Annotated in this window: 8 protein-coding genes and 1 riboswitch; all 8 genes read left to right on the top strand. The window is 36.1% G+C overall.

All coding sequences use genetic code 11. The features are described from left to right. Positions 1 to 119: 119 nt before the first annotated feature. Positions 120 to 4,202 carry a hypothetical protein gene (locus DS830_RS06750; protein ID WP_118908741.1) on the top strand — a complete coding sequence of 1,361 codons (4,083 nt, stop codon included), beginning with the start codon at positions 120 to 122 and terminating at the stop codon, positions 4,200 to 4,202. Between the two features lie 136 nt (positions 4,203 to 4,338). Next, positions 4,339 to 4,504, top strand: a riboswitch (M-box (ykoK) riboswitch). Between the two features lie 69 nt (positions 4,505 to 4,573). Next, complete coding sequence (gene mgtA, locus DS830_RS06745) at positions 4,574 to 7,219, top strand: magnesium-translocating P-type ATPase (protein WP_118908740.1); 2,646 nt, start codon at positions 4,574 to 4,576, stop codon at positions 7,217 to 7,219. 11 nt (positions 7,220 to 7,230) lie between these two features. After that, positions 7,231 to 7,440, top strand: coding sequence for a hypothetical protein (locus DS830_RS06740; RefSeq protein ID WP_118908739.1), 210 nt, complete (start codon positions 7,231 to 7,233; stop codon positions 7,438 to 7,440). 221 nt (positions 7,441 to 7,661) lie between these two features. Further along, the gene (locus DS830_RS06735; protein ID WP_118908738.1) at positions 7,662 to 12,005 is read left to right on the top strand and encodes a hypothetical protein; all 4,344 of its coding nucleotides are present in this window, start codon (positions 7,662 to 7,664) and stop codon (positions 12,003 to 12,005) included. A 622-nt stretch (positions 12,006 to 12,627) separates the two neighbouring features. Continuing rightward, entirely contained in the window at positions 12,628 to 12,816 is a 189-nt protein-coding gene (locus tag DS830_RS06730) for a hypothetical protein (protein WP_118903081.1), read from the top strand. A 130-nt stretch (positions 12,817 to 12,946) separates the two neighbouring features. Beyond that, entirely contained in the window at positions 12,947 to 17,263 is a 4,317-nt protein-coding gene (locus tag DS830_RS06725; RefSeq protein WP_118908737.1) for a pectate lyase-like adhesive domain-containing protein, read from the top strand. A 201-nt stretch (positions 17,264 to 17,464) separates the two neighbouring features. Continuing rightward, on the top strand, positions 17,465 to 21,595 hold the full coding sequence (locus tag DS830_RS06720; protein ID WP_118908736.1) for a hypothetical protein: 4,131 nt from the start codon (positions 17,465 to 17,467) through the stop codon (positions 21,593 to 21,595). A 267-nt stretch (positions 21,596 to 21,862) separates the two neighbouring features. Continuing rightward, positions 21,863 to 26,110: a hypothetical protein gene (locus DS830_RS06715; protein WP_162887544.1), complete on the top strand. Its 4,248-nt coding sequence runs from the start codon at positions 21,863 to 21,865 to the stop codon at positions 26,108 to 26,110. Positions 26,111 to 26,118 lie beyond the last annotated feature (8 nt).

Below are 26,118 nucleotides of genomic sequence, written 5' to 3'. Positions count from 1 at the left end.
TTTAAATTTGCCTTTAAAAATAGATAATAAAGATATTTTCTTGAAATTTAGCATATAAATACTATAATTAGTTTGTAGATGCCTCTAGAGTTATGTTTTTATAAAGGATAATGCAAATTATGAAAAATAAAAAAGTTTACCTGATGTCACTGTTTGCTTTCTTTATTTTTTTGCTTATGGTAACGATTACAAACAATGCGCAGGCTGGTGCTCAATCGCAAACAATTACGCCTCTGACCACTACTAGTGTACCCAATTTACAAGCCAATGCTGCAAAGAAAATGAACAATTTCTCAATGACTACTATGCCGGCAGCAAACAGGATAGTCCGAGCTACAGATAATCCTTATGATTCGCCGGACCATGATTTGGATTTGGTGGAAGATGGTAATGGCGGTTATGAAGCAGATGTTTATACTGCAAAAGGCTTATTTGAAGCAGTTTGGGATCCTGCTAGTCCGACTTGGGATTTTAATCGGAACAATCCTGATAACTGGAAGGATTTGTTTAGTAAAGGAACTTTAGGTGAGGATGCTAATTTAAGATTGGGTTGGTCATCTAATAAAGATTATTTACCCATTTCGCAAATTCATAAAATTGTTTTGATGAATAATATTGATTTATCTAAGATAGATGACTTAACTGCAAAAAATTATCGAATGAATTATCAATTGCCAGCTAATAACATAGGCCGTGGAAATGAAATTAATAGTAAAACTTCATATAAATATGTAGCAATTAGACACGATAACTTATTGCTTGATGGTAAAAATCATTATATAGTGATGGGTTTCAACAATTTTGCTTTGATAGGACATAATTGGGCTGCAAAAGAAGATAAAACTGTAACTTATCCTGATGGTACTAGTGGACTACAACCATATAAGGAAGACTGGACAATAGAAAATCTTGATATTTATGGGACAACTTATTGGGGGTTTATTAGTTGCAATACTGGAATCGCTAAGAATCGGGTTGCAATAAAAATGAAAGAGCCAATTAAGCAACCAGGGGATGTTGGTTATAATTCTGACAAAAATGATCCCACTTCAGATTATAATCGTGCAAATAATTTGGATGATTATAAAAAGGGATTGGCTGGCGGTTATAGTTGGATTACTTATGATAATGTTCATTATGTCGGTTCCCAATTTTCCTGGACTGGGGGTGGAACTTCCGGGGTCACTATTTTAGGAGATACTTCTGGTAAATCTGTACGTTCCTTTAGAGCACCAGATAGTGATTTTATTTGGCTTTCTGAATCTAATAATCTGGCCATTGATAGTAATAATAATGCCGCTGTTCCTCATGGTGGTAATGACCAACAAAACTTTGAAGTTGATCAAGTTGAATTTGGCAAAGACTGTAATTATACTGGAACCACTTATAATGGAAATACGCTGGAATTAACTGGTAGTGCTGTCTTTAGAGATGGAGCCAAAGTTGATTTGTATCCTCACGGAACTAATACGGCTGAACATCATGATGGAGGCATGGCTTATGGTATTTCCATGCCCAGTGGGACGCCGACCATTAATATGTATGGTAGCGCGCAATTAAATATTCACTGTAACGGCCTTGATCCTAATGAAGTTCCTTCAAGTGATGATGGCCACATTTTTGACGCAATATTACCTTGTGGTGGTATTTATATGGGGAGTACTAATTCAGAATTGCAATTTCATAAGTCACCTGATAGTAATGATTCTCCAACAATTAATATTGATAGTGAGGGAACAATTTTTAATAATTATCCATTAATTAAGATGATGGGTGGTATTGCCAATCTTTCTCATGGTACATTCCATGTCAAAGCTAACAAATTAGGTGATTATACTAACGGTACAGATGCTACAAATGGTGGATTAATGTCTGTAGGCAGTGGGATGAAGATTAATGTCAAAACCGGCGGGGATTTTAGTATTTCTATTGGTGATAAAGATAATAATCCTAAGTCCATAATTCATTTGTTATATGCAAGCGATAAAATGGATGTTAATATTATGAATCCTAAAAATGTTACCTTAGATTTACGGAAACATCAAGGTGCTAATAATGCTTTAGTTTATATTAATTCTGGTGATGCAAATGCAAGTGGTGCCGATATTAATGCTTATGATACGCGAATTAGTGCCTTTGGTGATAATAAGCAACAAACATCATTAGGAAATCCTGGAGTAGCTTCTTCAGATCCTAATTATGGTAAAGTCGTCAGTTTAGGTATGGGGGAGACTGTTAGTTCTAGTAATCCGGCAGGAACAACAACACCTTTGCCGGTGCGAGTGCAACGACTCGTCTTACCTTTTTCCCGTGGAGCTATTACGGCGAATTTATATTTAAATGGTTCTAAAATTATTCAAGCTCCAGATAATCCTCCTAATGATTTGGAGTTGAAAACTTTAAAGGCAGCGATGGAAGATATGCAGGGCAAGGAATTTAGCTATATTCGACTTTCTGATTTGCCTGGTCCTTCACTGACAGAAACATCGAATTCAGTTTATCCGATAGCCAATCGGACTATTAGTGGTACTGTTGGTGGTAAAGCATGGCAAGTAGCTGATAATGAAGATCCTTCAGATCCAATATTTAAACCGGATCCACCACTTGTACAAGTACAAGTGGTTCGTAAAGATGGAAGTATTATCGATTTAGGCACAAAAACTAATAAGGAATCGGCGAAGCAAAAAGCCACTACTGACCCAAACGATATTGCAGTTTATCCCGTTACTCCTAATCTACTGATAGATAATGAAGGTAATCTAGACGTTTCTAATACTGATAATTTAGGCAAACCAGTTACAGATTCTCAAGATAATCCGAAATATCTGCAAGATAATGAAATAAAGTGGACACCTCAAGGACAGGGGCAATACACTTTTAAGTATGATTTAGATGCTTTAGTGGATCAGTATAATCAGAATTTGAAAGCGGGACAGTTACCATTACATCTCAAATCTTCTGATCAAATAAAAACGAGCGCAGTGACTAACTATCAATCATCACCTATTACTACTACCAAGGTGGTTAATTTAGTGATGACAGCTGATAAAGCCCCAGATTATCTTTTAGGTGATACGATTCATGTCCCAATTCATTATCATGATGGGGATGTCGATGCTAAAACGATTACTATTACGGGTAAGATTGATGGTCAGCCAATTCCGGGTGCTACTATTGACAACATTAAGCATGATACAGACACTTCTTATGACTGGACAATTGATAAGCAAACCCAAACTGCAGGTGAACATAGTTTAGTATTTTCAGGTATTGATGATCAAACTAATAAAATTGAAAAAGATATCATCTGGAATTATAAAGTGTTGAATCTGCCTGCTTATCAAGGTGTTAAAAAAGTTTCCGGAGTGAATGGAGATAATATTTTAGGTGGTATGCAGCATTCAACAACTACCTTTACGCCTAAAGCCAACGCCCCAGTCCATCATATCAAAATCAGCCATGACAGCAGTCAAGATATTGGTGCCATTGAGAAATATTCTGGTTCAACCATCGTGGCTGCTTATAAGGACGCCAACAGCAAGGTAGTAAAATCGAAGCCAATTGAGTTTACTTTAGATAAAGAATACGCGCCTACTGATTTTGGTTTTAGTGGTAATGACTTTTTGGCAGGAACTAGTTTTATTGTGAATAACAAAGTGGAGATAACAGCTGGAAAAAATAATCCTGTTAAGATTGGCAATAATATTATTACTTCGATTGCTGCTGACCAAACTCATAAAGATTTAGGTCAGAGTAATGATTTGAGCTATAACATGATTGGGATAATTAAATTAGATGTTCCTGGTCAAATTGATTACGGTTCGCATCATTTGCCAAAGCAAGGAAAGTTGACTATTAAAAAACTAACCAACAATTTAAAAATAACCAACGATACTACTAAAGAACATGCTGTTAAACTCACAGCTTCAGTTTCTGCCCCTGATTCCAATAATGCAATTGCTAGATTTTTGCGTTATCAGGATGGCTCAGGCAATGAACATTTGTTAGATAATAACTATCTTATCTATCAAAATTCTAATTTGAGTGCTGATGCGAATGGTGTGAATATTTCTCAGCAATGGTTTGACAAGAATAAGCAAGTTCAGGGTCCAATTTTAGATTTAGACTTGCCGCAAACACCAATAATTACGCGCAAGCCTTATAATGCTGATATTACTTGGTCCTTAGTTTTCGGACCATAAAATGATGAAACGTAGATATGAAAAGATATCTACGTTTTTTGAAATTATAAAGAAAATATTTAATGTAATTTTCATATTATTTTGGTTAATCAGTTGACATGATGTTTGGAACATGGTAAATTAAGCGCGTTGTTATTTAGTTGAATATCAAGAGGCTCCTACACGGACACAAGCTGCTGTACAGAAACGTTGCGAAACGCCAATGTATAGGACAGAAATTGCCGATCGAAGGCTATTTCCCAAGCAGCTATGGCTGACGTCTTTACGCCGGGTAGTGCTAAAATAAAATTTTATTTTAGGGAGCCGCGAAGCAAATCGCGGCTTTTTTGTAGGAATCTCCTTGCCATTAAGTTTAGCAGGAGGTTTTTTTTATGGCTATTTTTCAAGATTATAAACAAGTTGCCCAACAAGCACCCCAAGAGGTATTACACACATTGCAAACGTCAATGCATGGTTTGACTGCTGAGCAAGTGGTTTCTTTACGAGAACAATATGGCAGTAATAAATTAACTTATCATCATAAAACGCCGTTGGCAGTTCAAGTTGTTCAAGCCTTTGTGACTCCCTTTACAATGGTCTTAGTAATTTTAGGGATTATTTCTTTTTTGACAGATTATGTTTGGGCCACGCCGACAACTCGAGACTTAACTGGTACATTAATTATTGCATTAATGGTGATTGCAAGTGGAACCATGACCTTGATTCAATCGGTGAAATCGACCAATGCTGCGGAAAACTTGCAGTCTATGGTGAAAGTGACTGTTCAAGTATGGCGGAACCAACAATTACAAGAGCTCGCTTTAGATGAGTTAGTTGTTGGGGATGTGGTCAAGTTAGCTGCTGGTGATATGATTCCCGCTGATTTACGTTTACTACAAGCAAGAGATTTATTTGTATCGCAAGCTGCTTTAACTGGTGAAAGTTATCCTGTTGAAAAACAAGCTCACTATGAAAATAGCAATTATGAAGACATAACTGATTATCCGACACTAGCTTTTATGGGTAGTAATGTCGTTAGCGGTACAGCAGTAGGAGTAGTGATTGCTGTGGGCTCTGCTACTCGATTTGGTAAAGTGACACAAAGTATTACGAATAATAAGAAGAATCAGACCAACTTTGATATTGGTATTAGTCAAACCTCATGGCTGTTAATTAAATTTATGGCAGTCATGGCCCCGATTGTTTGTGTATTAAATGGCTTCACCAAAGGAGATTGGGGACAGGCAATACTATTTGGTTTATCTATGGCTGTTGGGTTAACTCCTGAAATGCTGCCCGTCATTGTGACTACTAATCTGGTCCGGGGAGCTTTGAAAATGTCTCAGAGTGGCACGATTGTTAAGAATGTGAACGCCATCCAAAACTTTGGTGCCATGGATGTACTTTGTACAGACAAAACGGGCACCTTAACTCAAGACCAAATTATTTTAGAATATCATTATGATGCTAATCATCAAGAAGATGATAATATTTTAAAGTATGCTTATTTGAATAGTCGTTTTCAAACGGGCTTAAATAATTTAATGGATAAAGCGATTATTCAAGCAGCTCAAAACGAATTGCAAATCGATGATTCTCAATATCAAAAAATTGATGAATTGCCATTTGATTTTTCTCGGCGACGCATGAGTACGATTGTTCAAGAAAATAACGGCGAAGTAGAAATGGTCACTAAGGGTGCCATTGAAGAGATGCTGAGTATTTCTAATCAGGTATTAACACAAGGCCAAGTCGAGCCCTTGACGACTCAATGGCACCAACAAATTCTGCAACAAGTCGCCGCTTTGAATCATGACGGCTTGCGAGTTTTAGGATTAGCTGTCAAGAACAATCCGCAACCACAAGTAGGTTCAGAATTGAGTGTAGCAGATGAAACTCAGATGACATTTTTAGGTTATTTAGCTTTCTTAGATCCACCTAAAAGTACTGCAGCTCAAGCAATTCAGGCCTTACATGACCATGGGACCGAGGTTAAAATTATTACCGGAGATAATTTATTAGTAACCCAAGCTGTCTGTCGTAATCTAGGCTTTACAGTGAATAATCTTCTGACTGGCGCGCAGGTAAGTCATTTAACTACTGAAGAACTTGCTGCTGCTGTAGAAAAGACCAATATATTTGTTAAAATTGCTCCCGATCAAAAAGCCCAAATTGTCCAAGCGTTACGGACCAATGGCCATGTGGTTGGCTTTTTAGGAGATGGAATTAATGATGCGCCATCGTTAAAAATTGCCGACGTAGGTATTTCAGTTGATACAGCAGTTGATATTGCTAAGCAATCCGCCGCCATTGTTTTATTGAAAAAGGATTTAATGATTTTAGAACAAGGTGTCATTACGGGACGGCAAACCTTTGGTAATATTATGAAATATATCAAAGCTACTTGCTCATCTAATTTTGGTAATATGTTTTCTGTGCTTTGTGCGAGTGCGTTTTTACCATTTTTACCCATGCAACCGATGCAGTTATTACTCTTGAATTTAATCTATGATTTATCTTGTTTATCTATTCCTTGGGATCGGATGGATGCGCAGTATTTAAAAACGCCACGTAAATGGGAAGCTCAAAGTATCGTGAGTTTTATGAAATTTTTTGGTCCGACGAGTTCGATTTTTGATATTACGACTTTTCTAGCATTATATTGGTTTATTTGTCCACAAGTTATTGGCAGTTCTTTTTCAGCTGCTAGCGGTACGACTCGTCAACAATTTATCTGGCTTTTTAATAGTGGTTGGTTTGTAGAATCTTTATGGACGCAAACATTAGTTTTACATGCTTTGCGTACTCAAAAGTTACCTTTTATTCAAAGTCAAGCTTCAGGAATAATGACTTTGGTGACTACTTTTGCTGTGGTAGTAGGGTCTATTTTGCCGTTTACCAAAATTGGAACTACCTTGCATTTGACAGCTTTGCCAGTGAGTTTCTGGGGATTGTTGCTGATAACTTGTCTGGCATATCTGTTGTTGGTTACCCTTGTAAAACGTTGGTATATTAGTCGCTTTTCTACATTATTATAGGAGGCTAAAAGATGAAAAACAAAACAATCCGTTATCCGGTGCAAGCAGCTATTGCCTTGGCTTGGTTATGTTTGGGTGGGGCTTGGCTGTTCCATCGGCCTCTCACCGGCGGTCAAATTATAATGGCAGTTTTATTGATTGGTGTGGCACTGTTAATGTTGGTGGATGCTACATCTATAGGACATCGATATCTGAATCAAATCTTAAATCTGAAAAAATAAAAATATTATGTAAGTAATCTCCCAAAGAAAAAATTTTGGGAGATTTTTTTGTTTTATAAGAGTTAAGATACTTTTTCAAAGTTTAAAGACGGCCTTAATTTCTAGATAATAATTGTAACAACAAGATAAATTATTATGCAACTTTAGCAATTAAAATGCTATAATGATAAAGTAAAAGCTAGTTACTATAAAAATATTTATGTAATTTAGGTGATTGAAGAATGAAAAAGGGTATTCAACTTGTTGTTATATTTTTTATTGTTTGTAATGTTTTGTATTTAAAATCCCAGCTTGTACAGGCAATTGCAAACGCTAACAAAAATAACTTAATTAGTTACACACAAGTACCATCATTACATACAACACCACTAACTTCTCCAGTAAATATTAAAGATGTCACACAGTTACGGGAATTACCGCAGCATGATGTCAGAATGGCTTATGTTGCAGATGAATATTTGACGGTTTATGCTTTACGGGATCAAAACAATGCTTTGTTACCCGACAATCAACAAGATATCGTATTATCTAGTGATGGCAATGGTGGTTATATAGCCGACGTTTATACTTGGAAAGGCTTTTTTGAAGCATTGTGGGATCCAGCTAATCCCCAATGGAATTTTAATGCACAAGATTCTGATGCGTGGAAAAAATTTACTGGTGCAGCATTAGGTACCAACTTAAACGTCGAAAGTCCAACTTATGCGACCAATTTGATATTACCAGTTTCCAAAATTCATCGAATTAACCTCAAAAATTCCTTAGATATCAGAGATCTTCCTGATGATGTAGCGACAGCCTATTATTTTAATCGTCCTAGAACTCAAGATATTAGTGGTTCTGGTGAAGAAGCTCGAAAATCTTACTCATATAAATATATCCATATTCGTCATGATGATTTAATCATTGATGGTAAACAATATAGTATTAATATGGGCTATAATAACTTTGCTTTATCTGGTCATCATGATAGACAACTAGAACCAGTGGCAACTCAGCCATATAAGGAAAATTGGACCGTTGAAAATCTTGATATTTATGGTACTAGTTGGTGGGGATTTATTAGTTGTAATACAGGATTAGCCACGAACTATGATTTGGCGAATACAGAACCTAAAAATCCTAACGATGTTGACTATGATCCGAATACTGATCCGGCCAACAATGATAAGATTCAAACTGCTAAAGCTGGCTTAAATGGTGGTTATAGTTGGATTACATATCGAGACGTTAATTATACTGGTTCTCAATTTTCTTGGACAGGTAGTCAAACTTCAGGAATTACTATTGCCGGTACAGTTAATGTACGTTCAGTTTATTCTTACCTTATCCCAGGGGATAGTTACCAATGGATTACAAAAAATCTCGGGATAACGGGTAATCAACAAAATTTTGAAGTTGATCGAGTTATTTTTGCTAAAGATTGTCATTACACAGGTTATACATTCAATGGGCAATGTTTGTATTTAACCGGGAAAGCAACATTTGAAAATGGTTCAGTAGTTAATCTTTATCCACATGGTGATAGTCCTGAGTCGCCCGGAGGGATGAATAGTCCGAATCAATTAGGCATGGCCTGGGGAATTTATATGGCCGCTCAAAATAATGGTTTGGTTCCAGAAATTGAAATGAATGGTTCTGCACAATTGAATATTCATTGCAATAATGATGATATTAATGATCCTAATCTTAATCATGCTGCTGCCGCCAAACAACCTTGTGGGGCTATTGATATGGCTAGTTCGCCATCACTATTGGTTTATAATAATATCAAAGATTCTAAACCGGGCGAAATAAATATTGATAGTGGATTGGGCAATGATCAATCAAGTAATGCGGGAGCAATTTTGAAAAATAATCCTTTAGTTAACTTTGTTGGAGGGACTGCTAATTTATCCCACGGAAAGTTTAGTATTAAGGCTTATAACTTAGGTGATTATAATACTCCCGAAAATGGTGGTTTAATGGCAGTGGGACCCGATATGAGTATTGATGTTCGAACTGGAGGAGACTTTAATCTCGAAGTTGCAGATAAAAATCATAGTAGTGATAAGCCATTAAATCTTTTATATTCAGCGAATACAATGAAAGTTAATATTGTCAATCCTAAAAATGTTACTTTGGATTTAAGAAATGATCCTTGTCCAAATAGTGCTTTGGTTTATGTTAACACGGGAACAATTATCAGCGTTGGTTCAGTTCCTGGTCTACCTAGTGAGGTTAAAGTACCCAATGGGATTAAATTGCCCAATGGTAAAATTGTTTCTAATAGCACATTAGTTGCTGGTATTAGTGGAGCAGATATCAATGCTTATGATACTAAAATTAGAGCTGAAGGAGATAATGGCTTAATAAACGGTAGTAATGGTGAAATTATAGGTTATCCTACTACGAGTAGTGAATATGGTAATGTTTCAGTGGGAATGTATGGTCAACCGCCAATAAGAGTTCAACGAGTAACTTTGCCTTTTGCGCATAATTTATTAGCACCAATGCTCTATTTAAATGGTAGTAAAGTCATCCAAGCTCCAAAATATGAGTTAGACGTCTTAAAAGAAGCTATGGTTAAAATGTTTGGTAAAGAATTCCGGTATATTAATTTGTCTGATTTACCAGGGCCTTCACTAATATTAGATCGGCCATCTAATGTTATTTATCCTAGCCGAGATGATTGGAATATATCTGCTACTAGTGGTGGTGATGAATGGGAAGATTATACGAATGATACCCAATATGATGAATTTCATCCCGCTCCGCCACAAATTAGGGTTCAAGTTTGTCGTGATGATAAGAGTACTATTGATTTAGGTGATTTCAAAAATATTGATGATGATGATTATCGCCAATATGAAGCCACACAAAAAGCTGATAGTAGTTTGATTGGCCCTACTGCAGAAAATGTTAATCCGGTAACTCCCAATATTTTAGATGATAATTTAGGGAATTTAAGTCTCTTTGCAAATGACGATCAGGGAAATAAAATCGCTAATCCCAACTTAGGTAAGCCGTTGGAAAGATATCAACAACCAACAGCGGCAGATTTTGATAAACTTTATCCTAAGTATTTGTCAGATAAAGAAGTAACTTGGGACAATGGTCAATGGAATCCTAATTTAAGTGGACCGGGTGCCTTGGAGGGATTTCGCCATAAGGTGCAGTATAATCTACGGGATTTGTTAGATAAATATAATAAGCAACATCCACAAGCACCGTTACATTTGAAAGCAACAGATCAAATTAAAACTAGTGCTGTAACGAATTTTCAATCTTCACCACTATCTATTACTTTTGTACGTAACTTATCAATGAAGATAGATAACGATCAGTCCTTTTTACTAGGTGATGATATTGCAATTCCTTTCCAATATTATGATGGGGATGATCGTTCTAAAAGTGACGGTGGGCCAGATGCAATAACTTTAAGTGGGCAAACCAAAAATAATTCCACACCAATAACTACGACAATTAAACCGTTAAATATTAGAAAAGTTACTAAAACTCGTTGGAATATTGGAAAAGCTACAATAGTGGGTAAGCATAGTTTTACTTTTATTGGACAAGACAATGCTTCTCCGAATAATAGGGCTTATGATGAGAATCAGCGAAATAAAAAAGCTGACGGCGATACCTTCATTTGGAATTATGAAGTGTTAAATCTGCCAGCGTATAATGTGGTGCAAAAGATTACGAATAACCCTTATGGTACGGACAAAAACGGTCATCAGAAAATTTTAAACGGCAGCTATAATTTGGTTACAACTTATACACCTAAAGCGAATGCCCCTGTTCATTCTGTGATGTTTGGTCACGAAAGTACTAGTGATACACCAAATTGGAGCAATAGTGGTACTGGTCAGATTACAGCCTCATATACAGATGCCAGCGGCAAAACCATCACAGCTACGAAGCCCGTAGCTGCTGATCCACAAAAAGTTTATGATCCGAGCTACTTTGGTTGGGATAGTAGTATGAAGGCATTTCCTGCGGGCATTCAATTCACTATTAAACGGACAATTAAAGTAGAAGCTACTAAAAATACTCCCGTGACTATTGGTCCCGATACGATTATATCTAAGGCCGCTGATGGAACCACTCAAGAATTAGGACGTAGTGACGGTTTGAATTTTAACAGCGTGGGTTCAGTTGTCTTAAATGTGCCCACTTCAATAGATTACGGCAAAAAACACCTAAACTTTGCTGGAGAGATTGCTTCTAAAACAGCTAAAGGAGAGTTGTCAATATTTAATGATACAGCTGATAAGCAAAAGATATTATTGACTGCTGAAATTACTGATAGTTCTCAAGATTCTAATCAGTTATTTTCTAATTTTTTAGATTATAAATATAAGGATCCAAAGACTAATACAATTAGCTATGACAATATTACGAAATTTAAATATGATAATTCGAGTTTTCCAGCTGACCACAAGCTCTTACTGTGGAAACCAGGTGGCAGTGACAATATAATGGAACCAGTATTGAAAATACCTAAACCTTTATCAACCAGTAATTTAGGCAAACATCAAGCTACGTTAACTTGGACAATGACTTTAGGTCCAAATTAAACATCTTAATAATTTTGAAGTGCTCTCTAAGTTGGAGATGAAATCCAATTTAGAGAGCACTTTTTTTTGATGAGAAGTTTGTGTTTTATTTTCAATAAGTAAACTATTAATTCTATAATTTGACTTTAATAACATTTTACTGATTTAAACAAAACATAAGTTAAGTATAAAAAATAAATATGCCATTAAAATAAAAAAGTATTATAATTAATCTAGTTATAATAATAGTTCTAATGAATCTCAAAGGATTCGTTTCTCAGATTATTTTAACTACATAATAAGTTTGAAAAGTAGTAAGTATGGAAGCATAAAGACTAAAGCGCTTATCTTTTTATTAGTAGTAAGTTAATGACGAAAATTATAGCAACAAGAGATAAAAGAAGGAGCATTGTATAACTTTTTGGTAATGAGTGGTGAGAACGATTTCCAAAATAGCATTTATTTATGCCTTATCATAATTTTGTTTGCCTTGCTTTTGAATGTCATCTTTTACTAATAAAAGAAAAATCCAACTTATAGCAAAGTTTGGACTTTGTCGATTTAGTCTGTTTTTGATGTCTAATATCAAGGCGTTAAAAGCTGATTATTTACTATCAATTTAAAATTGAGGGGAATTTAAGCAATGGAAGAAGCTAATGAATTATTGGGATATTTGAAAGCTCATCATATTTCTCAACAAAAAGTTGCTGAAGTAATAGGTCGTTCAATATCATCTACAAATCGTAAAATTAATCATCATTCTGATTTTACCCAAAGTGAAATTCATCAATTATATTATGAACTGAAAATACCGCTAGAAATCCTCATCTAAATGCAATAAAGATGCTTTTAATTAAGATTTTATATCTTTAAAGCGCTAAGTATCAGCTTTATAGAAGCATATATGAAAAGCAGAGCAAATAGATTTTGAATAATTGATTTAATTTTTGGAGATATTATGTATGAAAAATAAAAAGCTAAAACATTTATTCTTTTTATTAATAGTTTTAAATGTTATTACTGATGTTTCTATTTGTGCTAAGTATTTAACAACCTCAGTGCATGCCCAATCACAACAAGATAATGTCTCTTCGCAGACAATTGATAAATTGACAGATCCTAGTGCTAATTTCGTATTTGATCAGTCTAATAGTTTACCATTTATTAATACACGACAGACTTTTTCAATATTACAACCGCGAATAGCACCTTCTAGTGATGGCTCCAATGATTATGTCCTAACAGATGATCCAGCCTATCCTGAAAGAACAATTACGAATGCAGCTGGACAGACGATTACCGTTCCTCAAGGGAAAACTGCTCATGTCTGGAATGCTAAGCAATTTCTGCATGCCGTTTACGGTAATTATTATGTTGGAGTCTCAGGCGAAAATGGGGGAGATTCAAATTCAAAAATTCCATATGCTAATTCTCTATCGGATCAATATGGACATGCAACAGATATTACTAGTATTGTTCTAGAAAAAGATATTAAATTGGTGAATTTTAGAAACGATCCTGCTATTCAAGTGAAAGATCCTAAAACTGGCAATTGGGTCAAAGTTACGTTTAGTGATGATGGAGGATTTACCTTGAATCCTACAGCTGCAGGGGAAGCATTTTGGTATCTGACTGTGAATCGCCCACCGAGCCAAGAAGTAGTCAATGGCAGTGATTATAGTCGGTTGACTATTGACGGACAAGGTTCTGATGGTCTGCGCCATTATCTTAATTTAGGTAAGTTTAGTATGCAAACCTGGGTACCAGATGTTCCGCGGTCTAATTACGATATAACTATTAAAAATTTAAATATCTATGGTAATAGCTACTATGGGATAATTTGGGCAGCTGCAGGTACTAGAAATATTACCAGACAGACCTTTGAGAACGTTAATTATTATGGTGCACAATTTGCATGGACTAATGGTTCTGTAACTGCGACGATGAAGGGTACTATTAATGCCTACTCGCTTAAAACTTATAAGAGTCCTGATTATGATCATGATAAATTAATATATAATTGTGAAGGTGGCGGTAATCAACAAAATCTGCAGACATCAGAGATTGATTTCAAACCTGGATGTACGTATACAGGTTACACATATAATGGTAATGCGTTAGAACTATCTGGGAATGCTACTTTTGAAGATGGGTCTACTGTTAACTTATATCCGCATGGAGATTACCCTGAAGATGGGGCTAACGGAATGGCTTGGGGCTTGCTTTTAACAGGAACTAAACCGACAATCGATTTGCAGGGTTCAGCTAAATTAAATGTTTATTGTGATGGTAAGAATTTAGCTGATTCGTTGAACAATCCGAGTTTGAATGACATAAGTGCAGATTTACCAGAAACCAACCAACCTTGTGGTGCCATTAACATGACTACAACAGATAGTTTATTAAAGTTTGATTACGTAGTCGACAAACAAACAGGCGAACATCGTTATCCCGAATTAGATGTGGTTAGTGATGGTCAAATTATTAATAATGGTTCTTTAATTAGGTTTAATGGTGGTTCAGCTAATTTGACCCAAGGAACTCTGCATATTACTGCTAATAATTTAGGTAAATATAATACTGCTAATGGTTATAATGGAGGCGGCTTAATGAATGTCGGTTCCGGAATGGATATTAATGTACGGACCGGTGGTAAATTTAGTATTGTGGTGGGTCCAGGACATGATGCTAATTCACCATTGAATCTACTCTATGCTGCTAATAAGATGAATGTTCATATCGTTAACCCGGCTGATGTTACCTTAGATTTACGTCAAGATCCATGTGATGCTAGTGCCTTAGTCTATGCGGACGGTAATTATAACAACTACTCTTTTGGAGCTACTACAAAAATGGGACCATATACTATTCCTAGAGGTACAAATGTAGTGCTTCCTCCTAGTTTGTTGGCTGGTAGTAATTCTAATTCAGATATTGAAGTTTATGATACCAAGATTAGAGCAACAGGAAATAATGGGCCTACTTCAGGTAATGGTATAGCCATTGCTGGTGCCCAAGGAACCCCGATAGATCCTACATTAAGTCCACCAGAAGATGTGAATTTAGGAATGGGCAATGGTATAGATGGACCGATTCGTGTGCAGCGAGTTGAGTTACCTTTTACCAGAAATTTAATTGATCCATTATTATATGCCGATGGTACGAAATCTGTGCAAGCACCGGATAAAGATAGTTTTGTTCCATTAAAAACGGCCATGTTCAAGATGTTGGGTAAAGAATTTCGTTATATTAATTTAACAGATTTGCCGAGCGCTTCTTTGCTATTAAATAAGGACTCTAATGTAATTTATCCCAGCAAGGGTGGCGATTGGTTAATTGGTGCTGAAAGTGGTGGCGATATTTGGTCAGATAATCCAAAAACCAATAGTAAGTCCAGAGAAACACTGCACACTGAATACCTACCTGCGCCACCATTAGTCCGTGTTCAAGTGCATCATGATGATGGCAGTACAGTTGATTTGGGGACAGAGTTCAATACCTATGCAGCTGAACAAAAAGCTAATAATAGTCTTGATCCTGAATTAGGTGTGGTAGTTAACCCTGTTACTCCTAATGTGTTAGATGATAATTTGGGTAATTTGAGTCTGCATGCTACTGATAGTAAGGGTAATACCATTGATAATCCTAATTTAGGAAAAATGATTACAAAGTATCCTGCAAAGACCACAAATGCAAGTGGCCAGCCGATTTCAATCAACGATTATAAACCGATTGATGGTTATGAGAAGCAATTGCCTAAATATTTGGCCGCCAACAAAGTTACTTGGGATACTAATGGTTGGGACGAGTCTAAAAATGGAGAAGACAGTTTTGATTCTTTCCATCATAAAATATCATATAATCTAAGCAATTTGATAGAAGATTATAATAAGGCACATCCTAATGAAAAAATCAAACTCAAAGGGACTGACCAAATATGGACAAGCGTTGTGACTAACTTTCAGTCATCACCGTATTCAGTTACTTTTGTAAGTAATCTTTCATTATATACAACAGAAGATAAGAAGAAATTTCTTCTTGGAGACGATATCAAGGTTCCTTTGAACTATTATGATGGCGATGAAAATTATTTGCCAGCTGATTCTAAGTTGAATTTGACGGGAACCATTGATTCCGACAATAAAAAAGCAATCAGTGGCTCCATAGCCATTAAGCCTAAGACCAAAGGTCAAACTTCTTGGAATATTGCAACCGCTAAGCCTGGTGATATTGGTCAACATCAAATTCAATTTAAAGCCAAGGATAACGCTAATCCACCTAATTATGCCCATGATGAAAGCAAGGCCCAAGATAATAGTGGCGCAACAAGTGATGGTGATACTTTTAAATGGAATTATGAAGTGTTAAATCTGCCGGCGTATAATGTGGTGCAAAAGATTACGAATAACCCTTATGGTACGGATAAAAACGGTCATCAGAAAATTTTAAACGGCAGCTATAATTTGGTTACGACTTATACACCTAAGGCTAATGCTCCTATTCATTCTGTGATGTTTGGTCACGAAAGTACCAGTGATACACCAAATTGGAGCAACAGTGGCACTGGTCAGATTACAGCTTCGTATATAGATGCCAGTGGTAAAGCCATTACAGCTACGAAGCCCGTAGTTGCTGATCCACAAAAAGTTTATGATCCGAGCTACTTTGGTTGGGATAGTAGTATGAAGGCATTTCCTGCGGGTATTCAATTCACTATTAAACGAACAATTAAAGTAGAAGCTACTAAAAATACCCCCGTGACTATTGGGCCCGATACGATTATATCTAGGGCTGCTGATGGAACCACTCAAGAATTAGGACGTAGTGACGGTTTGAATTTTAACAGTGTGGGTTCAGTTGTCCTAAATGTGCCGGCTTCAATAGATTACGGCAAAAAGCATACCCAAGCTGTAGGAGAGATTGCTCCTAAAACAGCTAAGGGAGAGTTGTCAATATTTAATGATACAGCTGATAAGCAAAAGATATTATTGACGGCTAACATTTCGGATAGTTCTCAAGATCCTAATCAGTTATTTTCTAATTTTTTAGATTATAAATATAAGGATTCAAAGACTAATACAACTAGCTATGACAATATTTCAAAATTTAAATATGATAATTCGAGTTTTCCAGCTGACCACAAGCTCTTACTGTGGAAACCAGGTGGCAGTGACAATATAATAGAACCAGTATTGAAAATGCCACAGTCCATATCGTCGAATAATATAGGTAAACATCAAGCTACATTGACTTGGACAATGACCTTAGGTCCAAATTAAAATGAATAAAAAGTTCTGAGAATAGTTCTCAGAACTTTTTTTGTTTTTCTGAAGCTTTATCAATAAAAATATTGCAAAAATAGTATAAAGGGCATAGAATGAGGATGCAAAACTACATTATGTAGCTATATAAATACAAGGTGTTTATTTAGCTGGATAAAGTTGCAAATTGTAATCTTGATTAATTTAAAGGAGAATAAGATGCAATTTCGAACGGTTAAACAAAATTTTTTAATAATAATTACATTAATAATCATTGCTAACTGCTATAAATTTCTAGTGCTGACAGTTAAAGTCCAAGCCCAGCAAACATCACTATCAACAACGACTCAAGTTGCTGACTTGTTAAAGCCAACTATTGCAAATCCCCGTAAAATACCAATAAAACCTAATCTATTGCAAAGTTCGATTAATCCACCCCAAGATGGTTCTAACGACTATCTTTTAAAAGACGATCCTGATTATCCAGCGCGTCAGATTACTGATGCTCAAGGCAAAGTGGTGGATGTTCCTCAAGGCAAGATTGCTTATGTTTGGAATGCCAAGCAATTTTTGCATGCTGTTTATGGTAATTATTATAGTGGCCGATCTGGTTCAGCAAGAATTCCTTATCAAAATGCCCAAAGTGATCAGTTTGGTTATGATACTGATATTACGAAAATTGTCCTGGAGGATGATATTAATCTGGCTCAGGCAGATCAAGATCCTGATATCTATGTACCTGATCCGAAAACAAATAAAATAATCCAAGATAATGCCCATAAAGTGCAATTTTTTGGTTTTGGAGATTTTACTGGTACTAGTGCAACTGCCGCGGGGGACTGCTGGTATATTTATTTAGTTACTCGGCGGACTCCTAGTTGGACAGTTGATGACATTAAAGCAGCTGATGGCAGTACTAAACATTTAGACTTTAGTGCCTTAACCATTGATGGTCAGGATCATCAAGGTCAACGCCATTGGCTGAATTTGAGCCGATTCAGTATTACAACCTATCAACCTGATCCTCCACGTTGGAATCAAAAAATCACAGTGCAAAATGTTGACCTTTATGGCAATAGTTTCTATGGTATCGTCCGCGCAGAATCTCTTGGTAATAATACTCAAGAAATTTACAAAGATGTGAATTATTACGGCGCACAGTTCTTATACAGCGTTTCAGGTTCTAATACTTCGATTACGACGCAAGGACAGATTAACGCGTATTCACTGAAAACTTATATTGGACCTGATGGCAAAACTTATAACTGTCAAGGCGGCGGCAATCAGGAGAATATGCAGACTTTCAATATTATATTTGACGAAGGAAGCACTTATACAGGTTATACCTATAATGGCCCCGTGTTAGAGTTAACTGGTTCGGCTACTTTGAAGACACATAGTCATGTTTATCTCTATCCTCATGGTGACGATCCCCAGTTAGGTCATGCCCAAATGTCAATGAATTGGGGAATTTCGATGCCCAATAATACTAAGCAACCAACTTTAGAACTACAAGGTGATGCCAGTTTAAATATCAATTGTGATGCCCAAGATGCTAAAGACGCTGGTATACCGCCTGGTATTACTACTGATAAACCAATGATTGATAAACCAGTAGGAGCTATCTATATGGGGGGTTCGAACTCCCAAATTATTTTTAATGAAATTACTGATCCTAAAACTCAAAAAACGTACGATCCCGAAATTAATATTCAAAGCGATGGTGCGATTGATAAAAATAATCCTCTGGTAAATCTTAGTACAGGAAAAATTGATTTGTCACATGGTAAGTTAAGTATCAATACTCATAATTTGGGTAATTATACGAGTGCGGAAAAAGGCGGACTCATGCAAGTTGGTCCTGGAATGGATATTGCTGTGCAAACGGGGGGGAATTTTAATATTTCAGTAGATGACAATAATAATGCCGCCGATAAAGCAATCAACTTATTGTATTCCACAGGAACGATGAATATTAATATTGTTAATCCAAAGAATGTCTCTTTAGACTTGCGCAAGGATAATTGTCCTAACAGTGCTTTGGTTTATACCGGTGGTAATGGAGCGTTGAATAAATTAAGCGATGTGTTAAAGGTTATTGGTTTGAAAGAACTAACCTTGCCTGATGGCACGCTAGTTGCTCCTAATACTCAAGTAATTACTACTAGTGGGGCAGATATTAATGTCTATGATTCTAAAATTCGAGCAACTGGTGATAATGGTGTTATTGATGGCAGTAACGGTGAAGCAATTGGTTTTCCTACTGCTAAGACTATTCAGGTGGGAATGGATGCTGCCGGTCCTATTCGTTTTCAACACTTGACTTTGCCTTTTTATCATAACTTGTTAGCACCAATACTATATTTAGATGGTTCCAAGATTATTCAAACCACCCATAAGGATATGGATATTTTGAAAAATGCCATGTTATATATGATGGGGAAAGAATTTCGTTATATTCAATTATCAGATTTACCAGGGCCCAATTTAACTGCTGTATCGCCCACACTCTCTCCTGACAATTCACAAATTAAGGGCACAGTTAAGGGAGATGAATGGGCAGATACTAATAAAATAGGCAATGAATTTTATCCTCATGCCCCCTTACTCCGTGTACAAATTCAGCATCAAGACGGAACAATGGTTGATTTGGGAGATTTTGTCAATGATAAAGCAGCTAGTGAAGTGGTAGTGCCAATTACTAATTTAGAAGATCCTGCTGTGAAATATGTAACGCCCAACTTATTACAAAGAAACGCAGATGGCTTAGATATTACGGATGAAAGCCACTTGGGACACATGGTAGGAACAGTTGTTAACAATAAAAAGGTTGTGAATCCTGTTTATGAACCGACTAAAAAGGTAACTTGGAGTCATGTTGAACAAAATAATAATCATTTTGTTTTTAATTTGAAACAGGCAGTGACAGATTATAATAATCGTCCAGTTAACAGCAGCAAAAAATTACATTTACGTTCCACTGATAAAATTCTAACTAGCGTAGTCACCAATTACCAAGCGTCACCAAGGTCAATCACTACAATTAAAAATTTAGCCATTGAACCAGGTTTATCTCAGACTTTTCTGTTGGGTGATCAAATTTCTGTACCATTGTTTTATCAAGATGGCGATGATTTTGCACCTAATAATCAGATCACTTTGAAAGGGACAAGTACTGATAATAAAGGGCATCACAGTCCACCATTAAATGGTGTTATCAGTCCTATCAGTACCACAGGTGCCAAAACCGCCGCGACTTGGGTGATTAGTGAGCCCACGAAGGCTGCAGGGCAATATACCTTGAATTTTTCAGGTCAAGATGAATTAGGCAACAACGATGATGGTGTAAATGGCAAGGGTATTGATTGGCATTACAATGTTTTAAATTTACCAGCTTATGATGGCCAAAGAACGCTAATGCATCCAGATCATAAAACTACGATTGCTGCCAATGATTCTATATCTATGGGTTATTATTATGACCAAAGTGTCTTCACGCCTAAGAACCAGACGGCTGCAATTACTAATTTTTCCTTTCAGCGCGTAGATGATAAACAGTCAAAAGATAAAAATATCAGTTTAAAAACTACCAACTTAATTATTACTAATAAAGATACGCAAAAAACCGTAGTCATTAATAATTTTAAATACGATAAAAAGTATACCGCACAAGCGCTCAGTCAGGATTCGCAAAATTTAGCGGTTATTGATAAAAGTGACCCGAATCAAATCAAGTTTCAAAAAAATATTCAGTTTACTTTAGAAACCAAATTTTTTATTACAGCAGTGCCAAAGATTTCTTTAGCGCAAATTAAGTTAACTACTGACTATCAAGATCAAAGCACAGGGGCTACTAATCAAGTTACTTTGGGACAAGTGGCAGCTTTAACCAAAGACAAGGTCGATTTTTTAGAATTGACAGTGCCTAATCAGCTTAACTATGGCAAAAAGCCGCTTGTACCTCATCAACCACAGAGTGAATATTCAATTTATAATCGTGATGGTGTGCAAAACAATTTGATTTTGAATTATCAACCGCATAGTGATAATCATTTACAAGTTTATGTTAAATATGTGGATGCCTCTGGTTTATGGCCAAATGCATTGCTTTTGAAGAATCAGTATCAGACTGCTTCGTATCTAGATCAAGGAGATGCCTTAGTTTATGATCAAATACTTCAAACCTCACTTACTGATTCTATGCAGCATGTCCAATTAGCCGCTGATTGGTGGAATAACCAAAATATTCAAACTCAAGGCATTTTTATGGAAACACCCAACCAATCCCAGCTCCAGCCTGGCCAATATCAAGGTAAATTAGAATGGACAGCTGTGAATAGCGTGCCTTAGTTATTCTTCATATTTCAACTCCTAATATTTGTTTTAAAAATAATTTATGTTGCTAAAACAACACTAATGTACTATAATAACCACGTAAAACTACAATGTGTAGGAGGTAAACTTGAACTTGAAATGAACATCCAATTATTACAATAATGTTATTGCTTAGGTAATGGCATTATTTTTTATGTTTTCAATGTCACAGTAGTCGACCTGTCTTAATTAATTTTGACAGCAGATATTCTAAATTACTTCTCAAAGAAACAGGTGCTAATCATGAAAATAAAAATATTCTTGAAATTTTTCTTGTTAGAAATAATAATTTTTGAGAGTTGGTTATTTTCTATGAATGTCGTACAAGCTACCACAAATAATAATAAGATGTTCATTAACAAATCGATAACCACTCCCACTTCACTATTACAGACTCCCAGTCAATCAACTTATTTACCAAGCAATTTGCCACCAGCTTCTACAATGGTTGCTGATGACGATAATCCTTATAGTAATGCTAAGCAAGATTTAATGTTGTATTATAATCCGCAAGGTGGGTATACAGCGGTAGTTTATACACCTAATGGTTTTTTGGATGCCATTTATGATCCAGCTGCAAAGGGCTGGGGTTGGGATTCTAACAAGTGGAAAGATAACATCAGTAGAATGAGTTTGGGAAGCGGAACGTCCCAATCTGGTGGTGGCCCACTTTCTGAAATTCATAAAATTATATTAGCTAATGACATTAATATGGATGATATTGATGCAAGCAATAATCCATACGGCATAACTTTGCCTTTAGGAGGGTCACAAGGAACTGGAATAGTTAATGGGGCTTCTAATTACCGATATGTCCATGTGCGCCACAATAAATTGGATATTGATGGTAACCAGCATTATATCAATATGATGAGCTTGAATATTGCTTTATGTGGCACTAGAAATCGCTCCCCTGAAGTGAAAGATGTTTCATATAAAGAAGACTGGACCTTAGAGAATACAACTATCTATTCCACAACCTATTGGGGTTATTTGAGTGCAAATACTGGACTGGCCAGCAATTATGAAGATCCAGAATTAAGGGAAAGCGGGCTTAATGGTGGTTATACTTGGTTTACCTATAAAAATATGAATTTTGTAGGTTCACAATTTGCTTGGACCGGTCAAAAAACTACGGGAGTTTCTATTGAAGGTAATGTAAATGTTAATACTTGCTATTCTTATATTGTTCCTAATGATAACCACATTTGGCGTGCTCAAGGTGGGGGCAATCAACAAAATTTTGAAGTAGATCGTGTTATTTTTAAAAGTGGTTGTCATTATACTGGCTACAGTTTCAATGGTGTAAATATGGAGTTGACTGGTAAGGCTACTTTTGAAGATGATTCAATCGTAGATTTATATCCGCATGGCACTGGTCCAGAACACCAAGCTCAAGGGATGTCTTTTGGAATTTATATGCCTAGCTCTGGCAATCAAAATTCTGTCATCGAAATGAACGGTGACTCGAAGTTAAATATTCATTGTGATTCTACTGATTATAATCCAATACCGAATGGAACTGTGCCTAACGTGCCCAGAGCAGCTGTAGAAAATCATCCTCAATATCAATATCCTTGTGGGGCAATTGATATGGAAAGTTCAAAAGCCCAATTAGTGTTTAATAAAGTTAAAGACAAACCTTCTCCACAAATTAATATTGATAGTCATGGACAAATTTTTAGTAATAAAGCCTTAGTTTATTTTTCTTCAGGTGATGCTGAACTCGCTAATGGAACATTTAATATGAAAGCCTATGATTTAGGCAATTATGATACCAGTAGTGGCAGCAATGGTGGTGGCCTGATGAATGTTGGTTCTGGGATGATTATTAATGTGCGGACTGGTGGTATCTTTAATCTAGAAGTAGCAGATAATAATCATAGTGCTAATCATCCGCTGAATTTGTTGTTCGCGCAGGGTAAAATTCATGTTAATATTGTCAACCCTACTAATGTGAGCTTAGATTTACGCAAAGATCCCTGTGATGCTAGTGCCTTAGTTTATGCCAGGGGTAATTCAACCGTGACGACGCTTTCGAGGGATATCTCTTTAGGTGGAAAGTTGACGATTCCTCGAGGGACCAACGTAGTTCTGCCTAAAAGTATTTTGAATACAGCTTATCCAGATTCTAGTTCCGATATTGAAGTTTATGACACAAAGATTAGAGCCGAAGGTAATAATCAAGCGGCTAAGGGTAATGGACAAGAAATTGTGGGACCAACGGGACAATCTGAAGATGTAAAACTTGGTATGGGAACTGGTGTAGATGGTCCCATTCGAGTTCAACGAGTAGAATTGCCTTTTACACAAAATTTAATTGATCCCCTATTATTTGTTGATAATACTAAGGTCATTCAAGCACGAGATGCTGATGGGTTAAAACCCTTAAAATTGGCCATGTTCAAAATGTTAGGTAAAGAATTTCGGTATATTAGTTTGTCGGATCTGCCGGGACCTTCTTTAATCTTAAACAAAGATTCCAATATAGTTTATCCCAGCAAAGAAACTTCGAGTTGGAATATTAATGGTCAGAGTGGCGGCGATGAATGGGCTGACTATGATACTAATTATGCCCATGATTCAAATTATCCAGAATTTCAACCGACACCACCACTAGTAAGAGTTCAAGTCAAACGTCTCAATCCGAACCCTGATCCGAAAAATCCTCAAAGCAAGTATCTTTATATTGATTTGGGAACGATGACTAATAATCAAGAAGCTGAGCAAAAAGCTAACTCGAATTATACCAACCCAGCCATTGCCGAACTAACCAATCCTATTACCCCCAATATTTTGAATGATAATTTTGGTAATTTGAGTTTGTATGCGAAAGATGATAAGGGTAATCAAATACCTAATCCTAATTTGGGACAAGCTATTCCTAAATATCAAGACAGTACTTCGGCTACTATCGCTGCTGATTTTGAAAATAAGCATCCAAAATATTTAGATCCAAAAGATGTTCAGTGGGATGGTGGAAGTTGGGATCCTACTTTAGGTGGAGTGGGATCCTCTATGAAGTTTGCTCATCGCGTCACTTTTGATTTGCATAAGTTGATTGATAATTACAATGCAAGTCATAAACAGCCGTTATATTTAAAGGCCACCGATCAAATTTTGACAAGCACAGTGACTAACTTTCAGTCATCGCCATTGTCAACGATTTATGTTCGTAACCTTTCGATGGCCACTCAAGCTCCGAAAGATTTTCTTTTAGGTGAAGATATTCAAGTGCCAATATCTTATTATGATGGTGATGAGAACTTTAACTCATCTATAATTCCCACATTGACGCTAACTGGTAAAGTTGATGCTACTACCGATGTAACTGGAAGTATTAAACCTATTAACTTAAAAAAGAAAACTGATTATCATTGGAATATCGGCAAGGCTGTTGCGGCAGGTCAGCATAAGATTGCTTTTACAGCGCAAGATAATTCAACGCCAGTTAATCATGCTTATGATGAGAATAAGGCCACCACTAGCGAACAAGGGGATGTCTTTAATTGGCAATACAATGTGTTAAATTTGCCTGCTTATGCCGGCCAACGCCAAGTTCAACAATATCGTCCAAAGTCTAACAAAGATATTACAATTACGCATGATGATGCGACTAACACTGATCGCATCAAAGATAAAATGCCTATGGGTCGCTATTTAGAGAAGAATACTTTTACGCCCAAAGACCAAACGGCACCAATTAGTAATTTTATGTTCGTACGTAAGAATGAAAGGGACAAGGGCGCTAATACTTCCAAAGACTATAACTTATATCGTAATAACTCTACATTAGTCATCACGGAAATTGGCACCAATAATAAATTAGAAATTAAAAACTTTAATTATAATATGAAATACACGGCTGATAGTTATAAAAACAGTGCCGTTGTAGAAAATGGTTATTTTAAAAAGAATATTAAATTTGAAATTACGACTAATTTGAGTATTAGTAATGTCCCGAATGCTAATTTATCACCGATTACGCTGGAAAGTGATTTGAATAGTCAACAGCAAAATGTTAAATTAGCGACGATTGCGCCTGTTGCCATTGGTGATGTATATTTGCTGCAATTAATTGTACCCAATATCATTGATTATGGTGATAAGCATGTAGCTTTCGAAGGAACTAATAACGAATATGCAATTGTGAATCAAACGGCAGTTCGAGACAATTTGATTTTGAATTATTTACCAATTAAGGGTCAAAATTTACATGTCTATGTCAAACATGTTAACGGACTGTGGGATTCAGCCTTGCAATTTAAAGGTAATAAAACACAAAATCTAACGGATAGTGATTTAGAAATTTTTAGTTCTGGTCCGATTGATGCAAATTTAAATGATTCTATTCAACACATTAAACTAGCTGATAATTGGTGGAATCAATTTAATCAACAGCAAGCTGGCTTATTTATGAAAACTCAATCTCATCAGCGGCTGGGTAACTATGTAGGAGAGCTAGAATGGACAGTGACAGATAGTATTTAAATTTATAT

The sequence above is a fragment of the Bombilactobacillus bombi genome (genome assembly GCF_003522965.1).
Lineage (GTDB): Bacteria > Bacillota > Bacilli > Lactobacillales > Lactobacillaceae > Bombilactobacillus > Bombilactobacillus bombi.
This window is presented reverse-complemented; position numbering and strand designations above follow the sequence as displayed.

Bases quoted from the DNA above. Each gene is read 5' to 3' on its own strand.
- DS830_RS06730 (WP_118903081.1), top strand. From the start codon at position 12,628: ATGGAAGAAGCTAATGAATTATTGGGATATTTGAAAGCTCATCATATT.
- DS830_RS06725 (WP_118908737.1), top strand. From the start codon at position 12,947: ATGAAAAATAAAAAGCTAAAACATTTATTCTTTTTATTAATAGTTTTA.
- DS830_RS06735 (WP_118908738.1), top strand. From the start codon at position 7,662: ATGAAAAAGGGTATTCAACTTGTTGTTATATTTTTTATTGTTTGTAAT.
- mgtA (WP_118908740.1), top strand. From the start codon at position 4,574: ATGGCTATTTTTCAAGATTATAAACAAGTTGCCCAACAAGCACCCCAA.
- DS830_RS06715 (WP_162887544.1), top strand. From the start codon at position 21,863: ATGAAAATAAAAATATTCTTGAAATTTTTCTTGTTAGAAATAATAATT.
- DS830_RS06740 (WP_118908739.1), top strand. From the start codon at position 7,231: ATGAAAAACAAAACAATCCGTTATCCGGTGCAAGCAGCTATTGCCTTG.
- DS830_RS06750 (WP_118908741.1), top strand. From the start codon at position 120: ATGAAAAATAAAAAAGTTTACCTGATGTCACTGTTTGCTTTCTTTATT.
- DS830_RS06720 (WP_118908736.1), top strand. From the start codon at position 17,465: ATGCAATTTCGAACGGTTAAACAAAATTTTTTAATAATAATTACATTA.